Origin of the sequence: Oceanicoccus sp. KOV_DT_Chl (genome assembly GCF_900120175.1) — a bacterium.
Taxonomy (GTDB): domain Bacteria; phylum Pseudomonadota; class Gammaproteobacteria; order Pseudomonadales; family Dasaniaceae; genus Oceanicoccus.
On record NZ_FQLF01000005.1, the window covers coordinates 110,039 to 130,931 of the forward strand.

17 protein-coding genes and 3 pseudogenes are annotated in these 20,893 nt (G+C 47.0%); 4 read left to right on the forward strand and 16 right to left on the reverse strand.

The features are described 5' to 3' along the window. Positions 1-37: 37 nt before the first annotated feature. Together UNITIG_RS17860 and UNITIG_RS17865 are read right to left on the reverse strand one after the other, a co-directional pair. A complete protein-coding gene (locus UNITIG_RS17860) occupies positions 38-1,195 on the reverse strand; it encodes a sensor domain-containing diguanylate cyclase (RefSeq protein WP_101759727.1) in 1,158 nt (385 codons plus the stop codon). A gap of 102 nt (positions 1,196-1,297) precedes the next feature. Further along, positions 1,298-2,800 carry a MinD/ParA family protein gene (locus tag UNITIG_RS17865; RefSeq protein WP_235015486.1) on the reverse strand — a complete coding sequence of 501 codons (1,503 nt, stop codon included), beginning with the start codon at positions 2,798-2,800 and terminating at the stop codon, positions 1,298-1,300. 426 nt (positions 2,801-3,226) lie between these two features. On the opposite strand from UNITIG_RS17865, the pseudogene UNITIG_RS24575 reads away from it, so the two are divergent. The 3 genes and pseudogenes from UNITIG_RS24575 to UNITIG_RS17875 form a co-directional block, all read left to right on the forward strand. Further along, positions 3,227-3,786: pseudogene (locus UNITIG_RS24575) on the forward strand (HDOD domain-containing protein); the annotation flags it as partial. Positions 3,787-4,728: 942 nt separating this feature from the next. Next, the gene (locus UNITIG_RS24580; protein ID WP_235015549.1) at positions 4,729-5,313 is read left to right on the forward strand and encodes an ATP-binding protein; all 585 of its coding nucleotides are present in this window, start codon (positions 4,729-4,731) and stop codon (positions 5,311-5,313) included. Positions 5,314-5,335: 22 nt separating this feature from the next. Next, positions 5,336-7,471 carry an EAL domain-containing protein gene (locus UNITIG_RS17875; RefSeq protein ID WP_101760323.1) on the forward strand — a complete coding sequence of 712 codons (2,136 nt, stop codon included), beginning with the start codon at positions 5,336-5,338 and terminating at the stop codon, positions 7,469-7,471. Between the two features lie 41 nt (positions 7,472-7,512). Here the strand turns inward: UNITIG_RS17875 and UNITIG_RS17880 are convergent, their stop codons facing one another. The 14 genes and pseudogenes from UNITIG_RS17880 to UNITIG_RS17940 all read right to left on the reverse strand — a co-directional run bounded on the left by UNITIG_RS17880 (position 7,513) and on the right by UNITIG_RS17940 (position 19,744). Continuing rightward, positions 7,513-8,475 carry a DUF1838 family protein gene (locus tag UNITIG_RS17880; RefSeq protein ID WP_159931205.1) on the reverse strand — a complete coding sequence of 321 codons (963 nt, stop codon included), beginning with the start codon at positions 8,473-8,475 and terminating at the stop codon, positions 7,513-7,515. A 105-nt stretch (positions 8,476-8,580) separates the two neighbouring features. Next, positions 8,581-9,582: a lipoyl synthase gene (gene lipA, locus UNITIG_RS17885; protein WP_101759730.1), complete on the reverse strand. Its 1,002-nt coding sequence runs from the start codon at positions 9,580-9,582 to the stop codon at positions 8,581-8,583. Between the two features lie 2 nt (positions 9,583-9,584). Next, positions 9,585-10,283, reverse strand: coding sequence for a lipoyl(octanoyl) transferase LipB (gene lipB / locus UNITIG_RS17890; protein ID WP_101759731.1), 699 nt, complete (start codon positions 10,281-10,283; stop codon positions 9,585-9,587). A gap of 47 nt (positions 10,284-10,330) precedes the next feature. Beyond that, positions 10,331-10,627: a YbeD family protein gene (locus UNITIG_RS17895; RefSeq protein ID WP_235015487.1), complete on the reverse strand. Its 297-nt coding sequence runs from the start codon at positions 10,625-10,627 to the stop codon at positions 10,331-10,333. 1 nt (position 10,628) lies between these two features. After that, the gene (locus UNITIG_RS17900; RefSeq protein WP_101759733.1) at positions 10,629-11,786 is read right to left on the reverse strand and encodes a D-alanyl-D-alanine carboxypeptidase family protein; all 1,158 of its coding nucleotides are present in this window, start codon (positions 11,784-11,786) and stop codon (positions 10,629-10,631) included. 83 nt (positions 11,787-11,869) lie between these two features. Beyond that, on the reverse strand, positions 11,870-12,727 hold the full coding sequence (locus UNITIG_RS17905; protein ID WP_101759734.1) for a septal ring lytic transglycosylase RlpA family protein: 858 nt from the start codon (positions 12,725-12,727) through the stop codon (positions 11,870-11,872). Between the two features lie 15 nt (positions 12,728-12,742). Continuing rightward, positions 12,743-13,741 carry a lytic murein transglycosylase B gene (gene mltB, locus UNITIG_RS17910; RefSeq protein ID WP_101759735.1) on the reverse strand — a complete coding sequence of 333 codons (999 nt, stop codon included), beginning with the start codon at positions 13,739-13,741 and terminating at the stop codon, positions 12,743-12,745. 81 nt (positions 13,742-13,822) lie between these two features. Then, positions 13,823-14,964: pseudogene (gene rodA / locus UNITIG_RS17915) on the reverse strand (rod shape-determining protein RodA). Continuing rightward, on the reverse strand, positions 14,961-16,112 hold the full coding sequence (gene mrdA / locus UNITIG_RS25750) for a penicillin-binding protein 2 (protein WP_369809221.1): 1,152 nt from the start codon (positions 16,110-16,112) through the stop codon (positions 14,961-14,963). The pseudogene rodA and the gene mrdA overlap by 4 nt, the downstream one beginning before the upstream one ends. After that, entirely contained in the window at positions 16,088-16,858 is a 771-nt protein-coding gene (locus tag UNITIG_RS25755; RefSeq protein WP_369809222.1) for a hypothetical protein, read from the reverse strand. The genes mrdA and UNITIG_RS25755 overlap by 25 nt, the downstream gene beginning before the upstream one ends. A gap of 18 nt (positions 16,859-16,876) precedes the next feature. Then, positions 16,877-17,344: a 23S rRNA (pseudouridine(1915)-N(3))-methyltransferase RlmH gene (gene rlmH / locus UNITIG_RS17925; protein ID WP_101759736.1), complete on the reverse strand. Its 468-nt coding sequence runs from the start codon at positions 17,342-17,344 to the stop codon at positions 16,877-16,879. A gap of 103 nt (positions 17,345-17,447) precedes the next feature. After that, the gene (gene rsfS / locus UNITIG_RS17930; protein WP_101759737.1) at positions 17,448-17,780 is read right to left on the reverse strand and encodes a ribosome silencing factor; all 333 of its coding nucleotides are present in this window, start codon (positions 17,778-17,780) and stop codon (positions 17,448-17,450) included. Positions 17,781-17,798: 18 nt separating this feature from the next. Beyond that, the gene (gene nadD / locus UNITIG_RS17935; protein WP_101759738.1) at positions 17,799-18,455 is read right to left on the reverse strand and encodes a nicotinate-nucleotide adenylyltransferase; all 657 of its coding nucleotides are present in this window, start codon (positions 18,453-18,455) and stop codon (positions 17,799-17,801) included. A gap of 33 nt (positions 18,456-18,488) precedes the next feature. After that, positions 18,489-19,744 (reverse strand): annotated as a pseudogene (locus UNITIG_RS17940) (glutamate-5-semialdehyde dehydrogenase). Between the two features lie 192 nt (positions 19,745-19,936). Between UNITIG_RS17940 and UNITIG_RS17945 the strand changes: the two are divergent. Further along, a complete protein-coding gene (locus UNITIG_RS17945) occupies positions 19,937-20,746 on the forward strand; it encodes an ABC transporter substrate-binding protein (RefSeq protein WP_101759739.1) in 810 nt (269 codons plus the stop codon). Positions 20,747-20,893 lie beyond the last annotated feature (147 nt).

Here is a 20,893-nt window from a genome sequence, read left to right on the forward strand (position 1 = left end):
CGAGTTCAGCCACCACACGGCCTGTGACACTCAGCGACTAAACAGAAGCCGGCGCTGTAGCCTTATTCAAAGCCACATAATGGATGGCATTACGACCTGCCGCCTTGGATAGATAAACCCCTTGGTCAGAACAAGCGATCAGATCCTTGGCAATATCAGCTTCGATATCTTCTTCGCCCTGCGGCAACCAACAACAGACACCCATGGATAAGGTGACACTGATTTCCCGACAGCTATCCTCTTCAGCATCTTCGTTTTCAATCAACAATTCACTAATTTGCTGGCGAATACGTTCAGCAATTTCCATCGCTCGCTGCTGACCGCAATTGGGCAATACCAGTGCAAACTCTTCACCACCATAGCGACAAACATGGTCCGTTTTGCGCAACATTTCGTTGATATATTGCGCCACCTCTTTTAATACTTTATCGCCCATCGGATGGCCATAGGTATCGTTGATCTGTTTAAAATAATCCAGGTCAATAAACAATAAACTCAGCGGGTCGCCACTGCGAGTGGCACGGGACACTTCTTTATCCAAGGCTAAATGAAAGGCGCGGCGATTCTTCACCCGGGTTAACATGTCATACATACTGAGGCGATGCAGACGCTCTTGATTGACCGCATTTTCAAAACACACCGATACAATTGACGCCAAATGGGCAATAAAGTCGGTAGACTTATCCAGCGTAAAGCGTTGATGCCCTTTCGACGCAAAATGCAAACTCCCGACTAACACACCCTGCCGCACCAACGGTAGTAAAGCCGCTGATCGCAATTCTTTACCCACACAAACAGGTAAGGATTTACCTTCGTTAGTGGACACCAATCTTACCGCAGGATTTTTACCATACAAACGATCCATCGCCGCAGTATTCGAGAACAAATGTAAGCCGGGGATACCGAGGTAATCTTCAGGAAGCAGCTCAGCCAAGGTATTTTGTGGATCGTATAGCCATAGCTCCACCGCATCCAGCTGAAAATAATCCATAGCGTTGCGGAGCAACATATCCAGTAGTTCTTCCAAACCACTATGGTCCAATAGCTTTAATTCAAACTGTTGGTAACGACGCAGAATTTGCTCATTCTGTGTTGCCTTCTGAAACAACTCGCTAACGGTTGTGCTAAGGTTTTCTAACCTGCGGCCTGCCAGTGAACCTGATTTTCGCTCTAACCGCCCACTATTACGACGCACCTACAACTCCTGACATGTTCATCAATGCAATATTGAGTATACCGTAGAAAAGTAATGCTGAAATATTGAATACCTTAACTGTCATTAAAATATTCCTGGCTTTTATAAAAAACTGTCTAACAGTTCCGTTAATGGCTGATCGCTATCTTGTTGCCGCTGTAAAATATCCAACAAATTACTTTGAGAACCAAATCGGCTGCTATCATATTGATGCGGGCTCTCGATAGCCGCAGCAACTGAATTATTATCATTGGCAACTATTGAAGTAGGTGAAGGCTCGACAGAAGGCAATTCATCTACCAACTCAAAATCCAATGCTGGTGGAATTTTCTCCATTGGCGTCAAGGGTAATTCCGCCGCAGCATTTGCCTGATCTTCAGCAGAATCCTGATCACTGTTATCAACGGGCAAGTCTCGTAGTGACAATGAATCCATCATCGAACTATGGGCCAAACCGGACCAGGGCCTGACTCTTTCGGCGACTTCCCGCAATAATTGATCGTCGCGCTCGGGAGAATGCACAACTTGCTCCACCAACGTCAACAATTCAACCGGGGAGAACTCAAAACGCTTGATAAAGGCGGCAATACTTTCAGCTAACAATGACTGGATCGATTCCGCTTCCGTGTGCCCCTGTTCAATCATTAATAACAACCGGGAACGCAACTCGGACAAATAGTCATTATCACGCGCTTCGGCGCTTTCTTCGACAGTGGGCGCAGCAACCACTGCTGCTCGGGGCTTGACCTCTTGACCACGCTTATCTTTGAACTGACGATGCCAATAAGCACTGAACGTGCCCGTAACGGGCATATCCGCAGTTGCGCTATCCAGTTTATCGGCCAATTTAACAAAACTGCGACTGGAAGGATCATCATCGGGAAACATAGCTACCGGATTTTGTAACACCACCGCCGCCCGCATACTTTCATCACGAAGAATGAAACCCAGATATTGCGACTGAACGCCAATGTATTTTTCTACCGCCGCCCCAAAACGATGAAACACCTCTTTGGCTTGGCTGGCACTGCTGCACATATTCACCACCACATGATAGTGAATACTGCCGCGGCGACGTTTTAGCAATTTGATCAGAGAAAAAGCATCAGTGAGCGAGGTAGGCTCGGGGGTAATCACCACTAACGCGTGTTGAGCGGCACTGACAAAATCCAATGTGCCTTCGGCAATGCCTGCAGAGGTATCAATTAATAGGAAATCAAAATCCCCTTCTATCCGCGCCAGCTCCCGGGTCAGGCGCAACTGCTGACGCGGATGCAAACTGACACACTCACTGATACCGTTAGCCCCTGGGATAATTTTTAAGCCATGGGGTCCATCCACCATTACATCTTCAATAGCTTTAGCCCCGTAGAGGACGTGCTCCAAACTATACTGAGGGGTCAAACCTAATAAGATATTGGTATTGGCCAAGCCAGTATCGGCATCCAGCAGACAAACACGGGCACCGGCCTTTGCCAGCGATATCCCCAAATTCACGGCAATACTCGACTTACCCACTCCGCCTTTGCCACTGCTAATAGCAATCACTCTGGGCATAACAGGATGAGTATCCTTTTCAGGCTGTTGTGGTTGTGCTTTCTGCACCGATTTACCAGCTCCCAGTGGTCACTCGTTAGCTATTTTTATAGTTACTAATTAGTTACTTATGTCATTTATTGGCGTCGATGACAGCCATCCCGGTTGTTATCATTATTGGCCATCCACCCAGCGGGTCAATGTTAACAAATTTTGGGCAGATATTACCTAGCTGAGCCGTTATTTATAATTTTAATCCCTGTGCGAACACCATCATAAATTCTGCGTGAATATTAAGCAAACAGTGGCTAGAACCAAACACCCTGTCTATACTGAAGCCCATTGTTTTTGCGTTGCTTGCCCACCAATAGGTGGTTTACGGTAGGATTTTCAGCTGATTGCCAGACCTGACTCTTTCTCCAGACCTGAGTCATCACGCAATCGCAAAAATTACACAGAATAATCAACAAGATAACAAAACCGTAGGACCTGCGAGTGGTAACTAAAGCAGCTATTGACCAACTACCGAGCTTACCTCAGGTATTGGTTCAAATTCTTAATGCGATACACAGTGATAATACTGATTATCAAACAATCGCCAGCATAATCCGCCACGATGCGGGGTTGCTACACGATTAATTTCCGTCGCCAACTCAAGCTACTACAACCGCGGTCAAAACAAGAGCTGTGAAAGCATTGAGCGAGCACTACTGTTTCTAGGTACTGACACGGTCAAAACTCTGGCTATCACCGCCTCCATCAAACAGTTTTACGGCAATTTTAATCAACAACACGGCGAATTCCTGCAAACCTTTTGGCGCCGATCCTTAATCACCGCCAACTGCGCGCAAGTAATCGCCACCCTCACTAGTTATAGCGCGCCTGATGAAGCCTACTTATGTGGCTTGTTAGCTGATGTTGGCCAACTGGTTTTGTTGACCAGCAATGAACAACAATATTTAGACATGCTGCAAACAGCAAAAAATGATGCCCAATTATTGGCCGCAGAGGAGCAGTTACTGGGCAGCAACCATTGCCTTACCGGCGCCGAATTAGTGGATAGCTGGGGTATCGATAGCTTTATTGCCGATGCGGTCCGCTACCATCACGAGCCTGACAACCTTATTCAAGATGCGCACCACTTAGTTAAAATCGTTAATCTAGCCAGCCAACTGAGTGCCGTTGGCGATGTTTCTGACCAGGCACTTGCCAGCGCCAATCAGCTATTCGGCTTAAACGAAGCACTCACTCGCGAACTGCTCAGCCGGATTAATAACGATGTAGATAAACTAGCTAGCAGTTTAAACATCGATATTAGCAACCAAGCCAGCGCGGAACACTGGCAGCACGCGCAAACACAACTGGGTAATAAACTCAGCGATATTGGCGAGCTGGCACAAATCAATGCCGCCCTGTGGCAAGCCCAGAGCCATGATGGTTTGCAGCAAGCCGCGCAACGGTCATTGTTCCTAACGCTGGGCATCAGCGGTAGCGTACTGTTCTTACTGAATGATGAGAGCAATCAGCTTAGCGCACAGTCTCCTGCCACGGAACAACAACCCGGTGACACTCCTGCGCTGGATTTCCACCTACCACTGAAGCCTGACCGCAGTTTAATCAGTGATGCGTTCTTACAAGCTAGAGCTAAAAGCAGTCAGGATAGCGATCAACCACTGACAATCATTGACCGCCAAATGCTACGTTATTGCCAATCGGACATTTTATTATGCTGGCCGTTAACCGCCACTAAACCCCACGAAGAAAAAGTGGGGGTGTTGGTTTGCGCCGTTAAAGCAGCCCAATTAACTGTTTTGGAGCAACGCGGCCCAATGGTGGCTAATCTATGCCGTGAAATTGCCAATGCTATAGTCAATAGCCAACAACGTTTTAAATTGATAGACCAGCAAGGTCCAACTGCCGAGCAGTTTTTACAACATATTAGCGAAGCCGTTCACGAGGCCAGCAACCCTCTCAGCATCATTCGCAACTATCTGGAAATGTTACGCATAAAACTGGGGGATGAGCACAGCGCCAACGAAGGCCTGAGTCTGATAAAAGACGAAATTGACCGTGTTGGAAGTATCTTGCTGCGATTAAAAGACCCTGATCAAGCAGCTGACAGTAGTGGCACCGTAGATATAAATTCTGTCATCCAATCCACTGCACATATCTTTTCTGAATCAGTTTGCGCGACACATCAAATCAAGCTGGAACTGGAACTGGATAGGCAAACAACGACCATTAATGGCAACCCCGAACACCTGAAACAAATTCTCACTAATCTGATCAAAAATGCGGTGGAAGCACTTGAACCCAATAAAATCATTACCATTAGTACTGAAGCGACGGTGAGCGTCAGTGGCCGCAAATATACTGCTATTTATATCGATGATGATGGCCCCGGTATTCCTACCGACATCAAACAAAAGTTATTCAGCCCCGTTGCCACCACCAAAGGCGAAGGGCATTCGGGGCTGGGATTGAGCATTGTTAAAAAATTAATTGATGATATGGACGGCTCAATTGTGTGCCGTAGCAAGCTTGGTAAAGGCACCCAATTTCAAATCCTTTTACCCCAATAATAATGACTTAAATCGAGACACTATGAGCCCTAGTAACAATAACACCAGTGATGCTCGCATCTTATTAGCGGATGACGACCCTCGTATGCTTGATAGCCTTAGCAGCTTATTACGACTGTATAACTATCAAGTTGAAACTGCGTTAGGCGGACAAAATGCCATCGACAAACTCGCCAGTAACGAATATGACCTGCTATTACTTGACTTGAAAATGCCACAAGTCACCGGGCATGACGTCATGAGCTTTATGTCCCGCAACAACATTCACACCATGACAATTGTAGTCAGTGGTGAAACGTCGCTTGAAGATATTAGCAAAGCCCTCCGACATGGTGCCTACGACTACCTTAAGAAACCCTATGTACCGGAAGAACTTACCGCAACAGTCAACAACGCAATTCGTAAAAAACTGTTAGAAAACTCCAATGAAATAATGCAGGCCCAACTAAAACGCTCCGAGCGTTTACATCGCTTTATTGTTAACAACTCACCGGATATTATTTTTATACTTGATCAACAAGGTCGCTTTAGTTTTCTTAATTCAAAAATTGAAGAGCTGCTGCAATATTCCAAGAGCGAGCTGCTCGGAAAAAATATTACGACTATTGTTGAACCGGACGACCAAGAAAAAGCGAATTATTTTTTTCAGCATGCGGTAAATAACGCACCTGGTATTCAAACGATAGAATTGGCCCTGCGACCCAGCGGCCCTGGCCGTAACGCCCGTCACTTTGAACTTTCGTTATATAAACTCGAAGATAGCAAAGCCGATAGTAACCATCATTATCGCGTTTATGGCACTGCTCGCGATATTAGTGAGCGCATGGAAGCGGAAGCTTTTATTAATTTTCAGGCTTATCACGACTTACTTACTCGCCTTCCCAACCGCGCTTTATTTAAAGATCGCCTCAGCATGGGCATCACCCAAGCACAGCGAAATAATACTGAACTAGCTGTCATGTTTATTGATTTGGATCGTTTCAAAGTTATCAATGATTCACTAGGCCACACTATGGGCGACCGCTTATTACAAGCGGTCAGCCAGCGCTTACAGGGCTGTATTCGTAAAGGCGACACCCTTTCCCGCTTTGGTGGTGATGAATTTACGTTATTATTGCCCGATCTTAAGGATGCCAACTCTGCCGTCACCATTGCTAAAAAAATTCTTAACGATATAAAAAAGCCCTTTCAGTTAGGCGATCACGACGTCTATGTGGGTGCCAGTATTGGTATAGCTATATACCCCGAGTCTGGCGACAGCATGGACTCGCTGATTAAAAATGCAGATATTGCAATGTACCGGGTAAAGAAAACCGGCAAAGACGGCTATCAGATTTTCAACAGCGAAATGCACAGCGAATCTGCCGAGCGGCTTATGCTGGAGCAGGATATGCGACGCGCACTTGAAAATGACGAATTTGAAATTTGCTACCAACCGCAAATCGATACCATCAGCCAACAAATTTACGGCGTAGAAGCCTTAATTCGCTGGAATCACCCAACCCTGGGGCGCTTATCCCCAACCGAGTTTATCCCGGTGGCAGAAGATAGCCGACTGATTATTGATATTGATAAATTAACCCTGCGCAAAGCCTGTCGGGAGATACTAAGTTATCATCAGGAACTACCTGGCTTGCGTTTAGCCGTTAACCTTTCACCGGTAATGATCGAAAAAGCGTCATTTGTTGACGATATTCTCATCATGTTGAAGGAAGAAAATTTTCCACCCTCGCAGTTAGAATTGGAAATTACCGAGAATATTTTAATGAGCGATGGCCAGGATACTATCGATAAGTTGAATAGATTAGCGGCTGTAGGCATACACTTAGCGATCGATGACTTTGGCACTGGTTACTCATCTTTAAGTTATTTGCAGAATCTGCCAGTCACTACATTAAAAATTGATCGCAGTTTTATCAGTGAAATCAAAAACTCAAATGATGAAGCCTGTATCGTCAATGCTATCGTATCAATGGCGAAAGGGTTAAAAATGCAAATAGTCGCTGAAGGTGTTGAGAGTACTGAGCAACTCAATTATCTGCACACACTGGGCTGCAATATTGTGCAAGGCTATTTATTTGGCCACGCTACGCAGCTAAAAGAACTGGCTGAGCAGTTCAAACAAAATCTTGATTTGCAGAAATTAGAAGCCTCCTGACTAATAGTTTTTTTCCAGCCCATCAGCAATCGCAATTGGAATTATTTTTCCGGCGGCACTTCTCGCGCGTACGCTTCCCAAGTACCAATGGGAAAACCATCATCCCAATCCGTAACAGGCTGCAAAAATTCAGGGTAATGTTGCTCGGTATACGCCAACACCTTTGGCGGTATATCGCTCAAGCCATTGTCTGATTTATGTGAGTGCATGCGACCAAACAACATGCCATCGATACCACTACCCCCCATCTTCATCCACGGCCACCAAGGTGAAACTCTGGAAAAACCACAGGTAAATTTTGCACAGGGATTTGATCGGTCCTGTAACTCCTGCAAAGAAGTGGTGAAGGTAAAGTGCTCTGAAGGGTTAATGTAGGGACCAGTATGCGCCTTCGGCCACTTATCAGCAGTGACCGGGTTTTTATAGCGATGAGTATAATCCCAGGACAACATCATCTGCTCACCGTAACGCTCCCAGGGTAAAATAAAGGGAGTGCTACCATCTTCACGAACGATCGCGGTACCTTCGTTCATCAGTGTCGGGGCATCATGACTATCACCAAACTCAAAGGTTGGCATCTCTGGCGATAACTCGCCACGAATACGATCATTTAAAAAATTAAACACCTTCACCGTTTCGCCAGTGTAGGGGTTATCCCAGGTCTCCAAAATCTCACCCGTCAACGGATCATTAAAATACCCCACTTCTTTACCACGCAAGCGCACATTGCCATTTTCCAACACCTTCGCCTGAAAATTTCCAAAACCGGTGTAACCAAACAGAGGCTTTAATCGCTGGTCGCCAACCATGCCAAACATCAAGCCATGAAAGGCCGAATAAACCGGTTTGTCAGCATAGGTTGCCCACAACTTACCGAAGGCGTAAAGATTATCGATAGGGTCACTGAAATCCAGTGCTGCTGAGCGGCTAACTCCACCACCACTGTCAGTGTCGGTGCTGGATTGAACATAACGGTTAATATAATCAGGAAGCAGGATAGACATGGAGGCCTCTGGCATTGTTATAGTATTATCAAAAACAATAATGCTATAACAATAGGGTTTTTGCCAGTGGTTTTTGTTACGCTTTAGACAACTGGCTACTCCGGCTTAGCGCAGCAGACTGAGATCAACCTGCTTATCAGCATGGTAGGATGAGCGCACCAACGGTCCACTCGCAACCGACTTGAAGCCTAATTCTTCAGCAATACGGCCAAACTCATCAAATTCTTCCGGGGTGACAAATCGCTCCACCGCCAGATGATCACGGCTGGGCTGTAGATATTGCCCCATGGTAATCATATCGATGTCATGCGCGCGCATATCACGCATCACCTGAATCAACTCCTCAGCGGTCTCCCCCAAACCCAGCATCAAGCCGGACTTGGTCAGCACATCGGGGCGACGCTCTTTGTATTTCTTCAACAAGTCGAGTGACCACTGATAATCCGAGCCAGGGCGAATCTTCTTGTAGAGGCTGGGCACTGATTCCAGGTTGTGATTAAACACGTCCGGGGATTCATCCGCCAAAATATCAAGTGCGATATCCATGCGCCCGCGAAAATCAGGAACGAGAATTTCAATCCGAATATCGGGATTAAGGATACGGGTTTCACGAATACAATCGGCAAAATGTTGGGCACCGCCATCTTTTAAATCATCGCGATCAACCGAGGTCACCACTACATATTTCAAGCCCATATCCGCAATCGCAGTGGCGAGCTGGACCGGTTCACCCTCATCCAACGCGTTGGGGCGGCCATGAGCCACATCGCAAAAAGGGCAGCGGCGGGTACAAATCTCCCCCATAATCATAAAGGTCGCTGTACCACCACTAAAACACTCACCCAGGTTAGGGCATTGCGCCTCCTCACAGACTGAGGCTAATTTATGTTTACGCAGTGTCTTTTTAATACGGTCGATTTCAGGGCTGGCCGGTAATTTAACCCGGATCCAATCAGGCTTTTTCGGCAACTCCACAGTTGGGATGACTTTTACCGGAATACGGGCAACTTTTTCAGCGCCACGCAGCTTTTCACCTTGCACCACTTTTTTCGGTTGCGGCCTGACTTTGGCATTCTTAGTCACTGAAGCACCACTTTCACTTTCCATCTTTACTCACTCTTGATACTCGAAGGCACATGGCCATCACTCACGTCTTGGCGCGCAGTATACCCGAGATCCGCCATTAATTGGCCTACCAACTGTGCACTTAACTCATCAATTGACGGCGCTACACCCTGCTGCAATTGCATGCTAGTGACCGCCATGCCCGCATGACCACAGGGGTTAATACGTAAAAAGGGCTCCATATCCATCGCCACATTGAGGCTTAAACCATGGAAACTACAGCCCTTGCGCACCCGCAAGCCCAGCTGGGCGATCTTGGCATCCGGCGTACCATTTGCGGCTAACACATAAACACCGGGTGCATCCGCTCGCGGACTGGCGGCAATCTGATACTGCGCCAACACACTAACAATGGCGTTTTCTATGGCAGTGACCAACTCTCGCACCCCCAACTTACGGCGTTTGAGATCAATCAACAGGTACCCGACTAATTGACCGGGGCCGTGGTATGTCACTTGCCCACCCCGATCCACCGGAATAACCGGGATATCCCCGGTTGCTAACAAATGCTCAGCTTTCCCAGCCTGCCCTTGGGTAAATACCGGATTATGCTGTAACAACCACATCTCATCATGGCTGTCGGCATTACGTTGATCGGTAAAGTTTTGCATGGCTTGCCAAACAGGTACGTAATCAGCAAGACCCAAGTGGCGAACAATTAAGTGTGAAGTGATATCTGACATGCAACAGCTGGACCTTGGCAATTAACGGAACACAATAACAGAAAGGCTTACAGTACCATCTGCACCTGGCCAGTAGCTTTTAAATCTTCAAATATAGCTTCCAGCTGTGTTTGTCCGGTTGCCACTATGGTGACGGTAATAGAGATAAACGTCCCTTTGCCACTAGGACGCTCTTTGATATTGGATTCAGCGATGTCACCGGCATGTTTACGCATCACCGCTAATACCACCTCGCGAAAAGTCTCGGACTGCCGCCCCATAATTTTAATGGGGTACTCGCAGGGAAATTCAATTTTTGGTGGTTCACCGTCACTGGCTCTTTTGCCATCGCCACGAATTAACACCTTAGAACTCCAGTAATTGACTAAAGAATAGCGCAACTGCATCCCAAAGACGCTTGAAAAAACCTCCAGCTTCAACAGACTCTAAAGCTAGTAGTGGTTCACGCAGTAATTCTTCGCCCTGTAACGTTATCACCAATTCGCCGTATTCTTTACCTTTGGTGACTGGCGCTTTAATCACTTCGTTGAGATTCATTACCGCTTTGATTTCTTTATGCTGACCACGGGGAATCGTTAAGTGAATATCCCGCTCAACGCCCAATTTAAACAGATCCTTGCTGCCCGCCCACAGTTTTGTTTCAGCTAACTCGTCACCCGTCGAATACAATTGATGGGTTTCAAAATAACGAAAACCATAAGCCAACAGTTTTTGCGTTTCTTTTTCTCGGCCACTCTGGCTGTTTGCGCCCATAACGACTGAAACCAAACGCATACCATTGCGCTCAGCAGAGGTCACCAAGCAGTAACCCGCCTCTTTGGTATAGCCCGTTTTTAAACCATCTACACTGTCATCTTTCCACAATAACCGGTTGCGATTGGTCTGACGAATATTATTATAGGTGTAGTCAGGCTCACTATATAAGGCGTATTCGTCCGGATATTTCAGTATTGCTTTTGACAATGTCGCTAAATCTCTAGCCGTCATATAGTGATCAGGATCGGGTAATCCATGGGAATTCACAAAATGAGAATTGGTCATACCCAAGGTCTGCGCATGCTGATTCATCACGTCAGCAAAGGCCAACTCACTACCGGCTAAATGTTCGGCCACGGCGACCGTGGCATCGTTACCTGATGAAATCACCACACCCCTGTGTAAATCACCTAAGGTGACTTGCTTGCCAACTTCAATCCACATTAACGACGAACCAGCAAAAATCGGGTTTTGCGCCCAGGCATTTTTACTAATGGTGACTAAATCACTATTGGCTACGTTGCCCTGCTCCAGCTCATAGGAAAGCACATAGCTCGTCATTAGTTTGGTCAAACTAGCGGGAGGTAAACGCTCATCAGCATTCTTTTCGGTAATGACCTTACCGCTATTGGCATCGATCAGAATATAACCACTGCCATTAATGGCGGGAGGTGCTGGAATAATCGCAGGAGCCGCGATAGCTGCTGGTAGAAACAAGATAAAACAAACAACAAAAAAATTACGCATAAGGTCTGGCTTCATTATTGTGATGATAAAAAAGTGTTGTGATGGTAACGCATGTGGCAAAGAAAAAAAAATATCTTACCCGTTCAATCCAATGCCAACAACGATTCAGTAATTAATTGCGGTGCTGTGTACTGCTGCCCTTGCAATTGGGTGCTCATTTGCTCAACCAAGGCCATCGTGGCCAATGGCCCCAATTGCACCCGATAAAAACCAGCAGGCTCAGAGGCTATAACTCTCACGGGTTGATTTAGCTCGAGCAACAACCGCGCCCGTAACTGATTCGCCGAGGTGATATTTTTGAATGATGCCACCTGCAGAAAATAGTGCTCTTCCTTTACTTGCTGATCCTGCACCTGAATACTTGTCGGTGACTGCGGGGACGCTTGTCGCAGAGATTGTTGCCGTAAACTGTCGAGATCAATAGCTTCCACAATCACTTTCGCCGTTCCCTTTTCCGCATAGCCCAGTTTGACCGCAGCAGCATAAGAAAGATCAATTATGCGATGATCATGAAATGGGCCGCGATCATTTACCCGCACAATAGCCGTGCGCTGGTTTTCAATATTAGTGACTTTGACATAAGAGGGAATTGGCAGTGTTTTATGGGCAGCGGTCATCGCATAAAGGCTATAAATCTCACCATTAGCGGTAGGCCTGCCATGAAACTTGGTGCCATACCAGGAAGCAACGCCGCCTTGGTAGTAACCTTTGCTCGTCGGGAGCAAGTGGTAGGTTTTACCCAATACTGTGTAGGGATTTTTGTTACCGGCACGGGTCACCTCATCATGCCTGGGGATAGCATCCTGAATAGATGCCGGATCTACTTTATGGGTGGGGGCAGCATCCTGTTCATGCGGTAAAAAGCGATTGAATTGAGTACAGCTAACTAACAGTACCAACACCGCTAGTAACGAGAACTTTTGAACGAAGTTGATTAACATAACACGGATTCAGCTTTAACGGGTTTTCAACGCTTCACTTAATTGGTACACCGCCATCGCGTACATCCGGCTGTGATTATAGCGGGTAATGACATAAAAATTTTGTAAGCCCAACCAATATTCATCGCCGCTGTCACCATCAAGCTGCATCGCAGTAGCTAACTGCTTACTATCGATGGCAGCGGCAGCCAGATAACCTGCCTGCTGTAATTCAGCCACGCTACGCTTAGGCTTTAACGAATCGTTAGCTACTTCAACCTTTTGATTACCATTTACCTTGGCTGTCACAGTAACGATTTCACCTTGCCGCCAACCATGGGATTTAAAATAATTTGCCACACTACCAATCGCATCAACAGGGTTATTGACAATATCGGCAACACCATCGCCATCAAAATCAATCGCGTAATGGCGATAGCTACTAGGGATAAATTGACCGTACCCCATAGCACCAGCATAAGAACCTTTTAACTGCTGCGCATCAAATTTTTGTTCACGCACTAACAGTAAGTACTCTTCCAATTGTTTACTAAAAAATTTACTCCTTGGCTCGTAGTCAAAGCCTAACGTCGCCAATGCATCAAGCACTCGATAGCTGCCTTTGTTCCCGCCATAATACGTTTCTACACCGATGATGGCGGCAATAATTTCCGCCGGCACGCCAAAATCACGCTCGGCTCTAGCCAATGTATCAGCATACTCCTGCATAAAAACCAGACCTTTACGGGTACGTTTTTCAGTCACAAATATTTGACGATACTCACCCCAGGTTTTGGTTTTTTCTGCAGGTCGAGCAATGGCATCAAGAATGGATTGTTTACGTTCAGCGCTTTTCATTAACTGCTGCACATAACTGCGTTCGAAGCCATGATCACTTACCATCTTCTCAACAAATGCCTTTGCGGCAGGGTGGTTCTCATAACTATCGGCACTTGTAGCCACTGAAAAAATTAGCGCAAAACACACTAGCAGAGTGCCTTTTATATTGAAAAAACCGTTTACAATTGTTTGCAAAACTCACCTCTACTGAGTACATTTGAATCAAAAAATACTTAATCACTGTAACACTGCTCACTAACCACAGCATGAAAACCTTTACTGAACCATAATTCGCTTTTCAGTACTGATTGCCATTAACAAACCGAAACCCGCCAACAATGTTACCAACGACGTCCCTCCCTGGCTAACTAACGGTAACGGTACGCCAACCACCGGTAACAAACCCGACACCATGCCCATATTCACAAATACATAAACAAAAAAAGTTAAGGTAATACTGCCGGCTAATAAGCGCCCAAAACAATGCTGTGCATTCATACCAATCCATAAACCACGGGCAATAATCGCAAGATAAGTCACCAATAAAACCAATACACCTTGCAAGCCCCACTCTTCAGCCAATACCGCAATGATAAAATCAGTATGACTCTCGGGCAAAAATTCCAAATGGGATTGGGTACCATTAAGCCAACCTTTACCATCCCAGCCTCCGGAGCCAATCGCTGTTTTCGACTGAATAATATTCCATCCCGCCCCAGCTTATCGCTTTCTGGATTAAACATAGTCAGGATTCGCTGTTTTTGATAGTCCCGCAAAACATATTGCCACATCGGATAAGCTGCTAGCACCGCCAAACCGACAGCACCAAAAATAAACCCCAAACCAATGCCTGATAAAAACAACACAAAAATACCGGACGCGGCTATCAAAATGGAAGTACCCAAGTCAGGCTGCTGAGCAATTAATAGTGTAGGCACAGCCACTATCCCCAGACTCACAAGAATATATTTAAACCTGGGAGGTAAATTTCGGGTTGAAAAATACCAGGCTACAGCCATTGGCAGCACTAACTTCATCAACTCTGACGGCTGAAACCGAAAGCCACCCAAACTTAACCACCGCTGTGCACCTTTAGCACCAACACCAATTAGCGGCACCGCAATTAACAGGCCGATGCCAATTAAATACCCTAACGGTGCCAACCGTTTTATTCTCTCTACATCAAACTGCGCTATCACTAACATACCAACATAGGCGATCAATAAAAATCTGCCTTGCCGGATCAACGTGTCTATCGATTGTCCGCTGGCGCTATACAACACTACCAACCCAAAAACTGTGAGCGTGAGTAATAACAGCAACAATAATGGATCGATGTGCAGCCGCTGCCACAAGCCTACGCGACGAGCCAGGTCAGAGGACTGACCGGGCATTTGACGTACAAAATCCTGACTCATTGCGCCCCCCCTACAGCCACCTGACCGACAAATTCTGCAGGCGACTCTTCTTCCAGCATCCCCTGATCTATTAGCCAAGCGTCAAACACCTTGCGCGCCACAGGCGAAATCCACGAACCATGCTCACCATTTTCAACGATCACCGCGACTACAATTTTAGGGTTTTCAACCGGCGCAAAACCAATAAATAAACCATGATCACGTTTACGCTTGGCAATTTCTTCGGGATTAACCTGATCTCCCTGCACCATATCAATCATTTGTGCGGTTCCGGTTTTACCCGCCATACGATATTTGGCGCCACGATTAATGCGGGTAGCGGTACCTCGAGCACCATGGACCACCTGCTCCATCGCATAAATTACTGCCTGCCAGTTTTCCTCAGACGCGTCAATCGGTGGTAGCGGCTGAGGTGGTAAATCCCGATCGTTCATCTTTTGTAATAATTGTGGTTTAAAATTTTTGCCGCGATTGGCAATCGCCACCAACGACTTCGCCATCTGCATTGGAGTCACCAGCATATAACCCTGACCAATTCCTACGCTCAAAGTTTCACCGGGGAACCAAGGTAAGCGTTTATAGATTTTCTTCCACTCTCTGGAAGGCAATAAACCACTGCGCTCATTAGTAATATCAACACCGGTTTTTTCACCGTAACCAAATGGCGCCATAAAATCATGGATCTTATCGATACCCATTCTGTAGGCCAAATCAAAATAATAAGTATCACAGGATTCAACGATCGACATTTCTAAATCGACCGCCTTGCCATGGCCACGCTTATGCTTGTGCCACGTCCAGTCCCGATACAAACGCTCATCATTGGGTAGACGATACCAGCCAGGATCATTAATCGTGGTCGTCGGCTTGACTAAGCCATAATGCAAACCCGCCAAACCATAGAGCGGCTTAACGGTGGATGCCGGCGGATACTGCCCCTGCAAGGCACGATTAAACAGTGGTAAATCGATAGAGTCACGCAGCACGTTATAATCCCGGCTACTAATGCCACCAACAAATAAATTGGCATCAAAACTGGGCTTGCTAACCATCGCCAGCACACCACCATTGCGCGGATCAATCGCCACAACCGCGCCACGATTATCACCCAATGCCTCATCTGCTACTTTTTGAACATGCGCATCCAAATATAAATGTAAATCCGAACCAGGCCCGGATCGGTCCTTTCCAATACACGCAATACCCGTCCACGGGCATTAGTTTCTACGTTCTGATATCCCACCTGACCATGTAAAACATCTTCGTAATATTTTTCCAGGCCTATTTTTCCGATCTGGTTGGTACCGCTGTAATTAACCTCATCAATTTCAAATTGTTCTTTTTCACTGATGCGGCCAACATAACCCAACACATGGGCAAACAATTCACCCTGCGGGTAATAACGAGCAAGCTCAGCATTCACTTCAACCCCGGGTAAGCGGTAACGATTGACCGAAATCGCTGCAATCTCTTCTTCACTGAGTTGTAACTTAAGGGGAACAGCGGAATATGGCCGGCGACGCTCTGACAACCGCTTAAATTTTTCAATATTGTCCTCATCGATAGACACGATTTCAGACAACAGCTCAATTGTCTTATCCAACCCATCCACACGCTCTTTAACAATCGTCAAACTATAACTGGGTCGATTCTCTGCCAATAACACGCCGTTGCGATCATAAATCAGCCCACGCTTGGGCGGGATCGGTAACAACTGCACGCGGTTGCGCTCGGACTGGGTGCTGTAGATTTCATGCTCGGTAATTTGCAAGTTGAAATAGCGCAGGATTACCAAACTCAATAACAGCAGTACGAATACACCTGACACAACCGTTCTAGAGCCGTAAATGCGCTTCTCGTTATAGGTGTCTTTCAGTGCGACTTGTTCAGCCATTATAATTAATTGCTACTTTCAACGATGATAGGGATGATTATTATTGATTGCCCAAGCGCGATAAAGTTGCTCAGCGAGGACAATTCTTACCAAGGGATGTGGCAACGTAAGTGGCGATAGCGACCAGCGTTTGTTTGCTCGCAGCAAACATTCACCTGCCAAACCGTCAGGCCCACCCACCAACAAACTGATATTGTGCCCCTCGCGCTGCCAGTCCTGGAGCTCCAGGGCCAACTGCTCGGTACTCCAGGGCTTGCCTTTGACATCCAATGCAATGACATGATCGTGCTGACCAATCGCCGCCAGCATTTGCTGACCTTCAGTATTAATCGCTCGCTGAATGTCAGCACCTTTTCCACGCTGACCTAGCGCCAATTCCTTCAGTTCCCACTTAAGTTCCGGCGGCAGGCGCTTGGTATATTCCTCCGCCCCCTGCTCTACCCAGGAGGGCATCTTGGTGCCCACAGCGATTAAGCGAATGCGCATTAGAGTGTGCCTACAGCAATTAAGCGAATGCCATTTATCGGATCAAAATAAACCAAAAGCCCAACACCTGTATTATTGTTTTCTGAAAGCGTAGTGTTTTCTCTTATGCAGCAGGGACCGACCACAATCGTTCCAAATCATAAAAATCCCGGGTATCCGGCAGCATCACATGCACCACCACATCGCCAAAATCCACCAGTACCCACTCAGCAGCGGCATCATCTCCTTCAATACTGGATGCAGGACACCCCTTCTTTTTCAACTCCAGGGCAACATGATCGGCCAACGACTTTACATGACGATTGGATGTACCGGTGCAGATCACCATATAGTCAGTCATATCCGTCATTTCCCGCACATCGATAGTGAGAGCGTCTTTACCTTTTAAGTCATCCAAAGCCTCCAGGGCTATTTCTTTAATTTGCTCTGCTTTCATACGCAATGTTTGTTTCCTCTAGGGTTTTTCATTATCAGCATACAGCTGATGTTGTTGAATATAGTGTAGTACGCCAGCGGGTAAATCACTGTCCCGCCACTGCCGTTGCGCCAGCCCCGATCTAATCTCGGTGGCAGACACCGGGTACTGGGTCAGCTCAATGCAATAAATGGCACCGGCCGCCTGTTGCCGTAACGTGTCAGCTTGCTCTGTTTGATACTGCGCTTTTAATTGCGCAATTGGCCCCAGTGTCGGCAACACCTCACCGGGTCTCGCCATAACAATAATATGTGCCAGCGTTAATAAATCCTGCCAATGATGCCAGCTATCCAGCTGCGCGAACGCATCGACACCCATCACCCAGCTTAGGGAGACATACTCGCCCAATTCCTGCCGTAAAAGCTCTAGCGTTTCTACGCTGTAGGACGGCCTTTGGCGACGTAACTCACGATCATCCACGGTCAGATCGCTGCCCGCTAATGCCAACTGCACCATGTTTAATCGATGTTCACTACTGGCCCCCGGCGATTGGCGATGCGGCGGTATATGACAGGGCAGTAAGCGCAATTCGTCCAGCTGCAATATCTGTTTTAACTCCAGCGCCGACTGCACATGACCGTTATGCACCGGATCAAAAGTACCACCGAAGATGGCGACGGTTTTCAACTCAGCCATTGCGTGCCAACGCTACTCTCAGCAAACCTGTTACTAAGCACGAATATGGCCATCACCGAGTACCACATACTTCTGCGAGGTCAGCCCCTCCAAACCTACTGGTCCACGGGCATGGATCTTATCGGTGGAGATACCAATTTCGGCGCCCAATCCGTATTCAAAACCATCAGCAAAGCGGGTCGACGCATTGATCATTACTGAGCTGGAGTCCACCTCACGTAAAAAGCGTCGGCCACGGCTGTAATTTTCGGTCACAATCGAGTCGGTATGTTGCGAACTATAATGGTTGATATGCTCGATAGCTTGATCCAGGCCAGACACGACTTTGATCGACAATATAGGCGCCAGATATTCCGTACTCCAGTCATCCTCAGTCGCCTTATTAATCCCCGGCAATATAGCGCAAGCCTGCTCACAACCGCGTAACTCAACATCAGCAGCCGCAAAACCATCAGCTAAACGAGGCAAAATCTGCGCCGCCACCTCTTCAGCTACCAGCAGAGTTTCCATGGTATTACAGGTGCCGTAGCGGTGGGTTTTCGAATTGATTGCAATCGCATAGGCTTTATCCAAATCCGCCTGCTCATCGATATAGACATGACAGATACCATCCAGATGCTTGATCACTGTCACCGTGGCATCTTTTGAAATACGCTCGATCAAGCCTTTGCCACCCCGTGGCACGACCACATCGACGTACTTATCCATGGTGATGAGTTCACCCACCGCAGCGCGATCAGTGGTAGCGATGACCTGTACTGCATCTTCAGGTAAACCGGCCGCGGCCAAGCCCTGATCAATACAAGCCGCAATCGCCTGATTGGAATGAATCGCCTCTGACCCCCCGCGTAAAATCGTGGCATTTCCCGATTTTAAACACAGGCTGGCAGCCTCAACAGTAACGTTAGGACGCGACTCATAAATAATACCGATGACCCTAAAGGCACCCGCATGGAGCCCACCTGAATACCACTGGGCCGATGTTTGAGATCCGTCACCTGACCGACAGGGTCCGCCAGATTAGCAACCTGATGCAAGCCTTCAATCATGGTATCTATACGCGCATCAGTCAGCTCCAGACGATCCAACAAGGCCGCATCCAAACCATTGGCGCGGCCGCTATCCATGTCTTTTTGGTTGGCGGTTAATAACTCCGGCCGGCCGGCCTCGAGCGCAGTCGCCATCGCCAATAAAGCCTTATTTTTAACCGCAGTGTCCGCCGCCGCCATTGCCCTGGAAGCACGACGCGCCTTGGCGCCCACCTCTGCCATATACTGTTTAACGTCCATCGACCCTCAACTATTTACCGAATCTACAAAAAGGCGGGATTATACCCGAAGTTGTTATGAACTACTCGCCTTAGCTGCAGCAAACATCCCTCTATTAAGCGAATATAACCCGTATCACATAGCTGGAACTGGTACACATATGCCATAAATTCTACTAGGCAGCTTTTGAGTACTTTGACATACTCTTTGGCCATGAAAATATCGAAGTCGCTACTGCAGACCACCAACACTTTTTTAGCTTGCGCACTGCTTGTACTTTCAATCCCCTCCAAGGCCGACCATATAACGCTGGTAGCTGACCGCTGGTACCCCTATAACGGTATCCCCGAATCACCTAAGCCAGGCTATATCATCGAAATTGCCAACCGGGTTTTTAGCCAGGCAGGCCACACTGTTGACTATCAAATCATGTCCTGGGAGCGGGCTCTACGCCTGACAAGAGAGGGCAAGAAAAATTGCGTGATTGGTGCCTATAAAAGCGAAGCACCGGATTTTATTTTCCCATCCACCCATCAAGGGGTTGACCAGACAATCTTTATAAAACGCAAGGCTGACCCGTGGCTTTATAACGGGATTGAATCTCTACACACTATCCGCTTCGGCGTTATCGGTGGCTATGAATATAGTGATGAGATCACTGCGTACATAAACCAATACCAAAACAATCCACAGCGCATCAGCATAGCTCGCGGGAAATTTCCACTGGAAGAAAACATGAGGGCATTGAAGAATGGCGAGATAGGTGCGCTATTGGGTTCTCGAACTGTAATTAACGCTACCATTGAAAAACAACAATGGCTAAATCAATTTGTTTTTGCAGGCGAAGCCGATGTAACAAGTAAAATTTATCTGGCCTGCTCACCAGCCAACCCAAAATCCCACGATTATGTGGCCATTCTGGACGAAGGTCTGAAGCAACTAAGAAAACAGGGAGACTTAGATAAAATTTTAGCGAAATATGGATTGACTGACTGGATCGAAACAGATGCAGTAGATAACTAACCGCTGCATGGCTTTTTAAGCCTGTCACCTTAGCAAACCAAAGCAAAAACCTGTCACATCCAATTAGCAACCGGACAGTTCTTTCATTTTACTTATGGCTGTATGCATTACTGAACAACGGGTTTTTACCTAACTATTTATTTATCA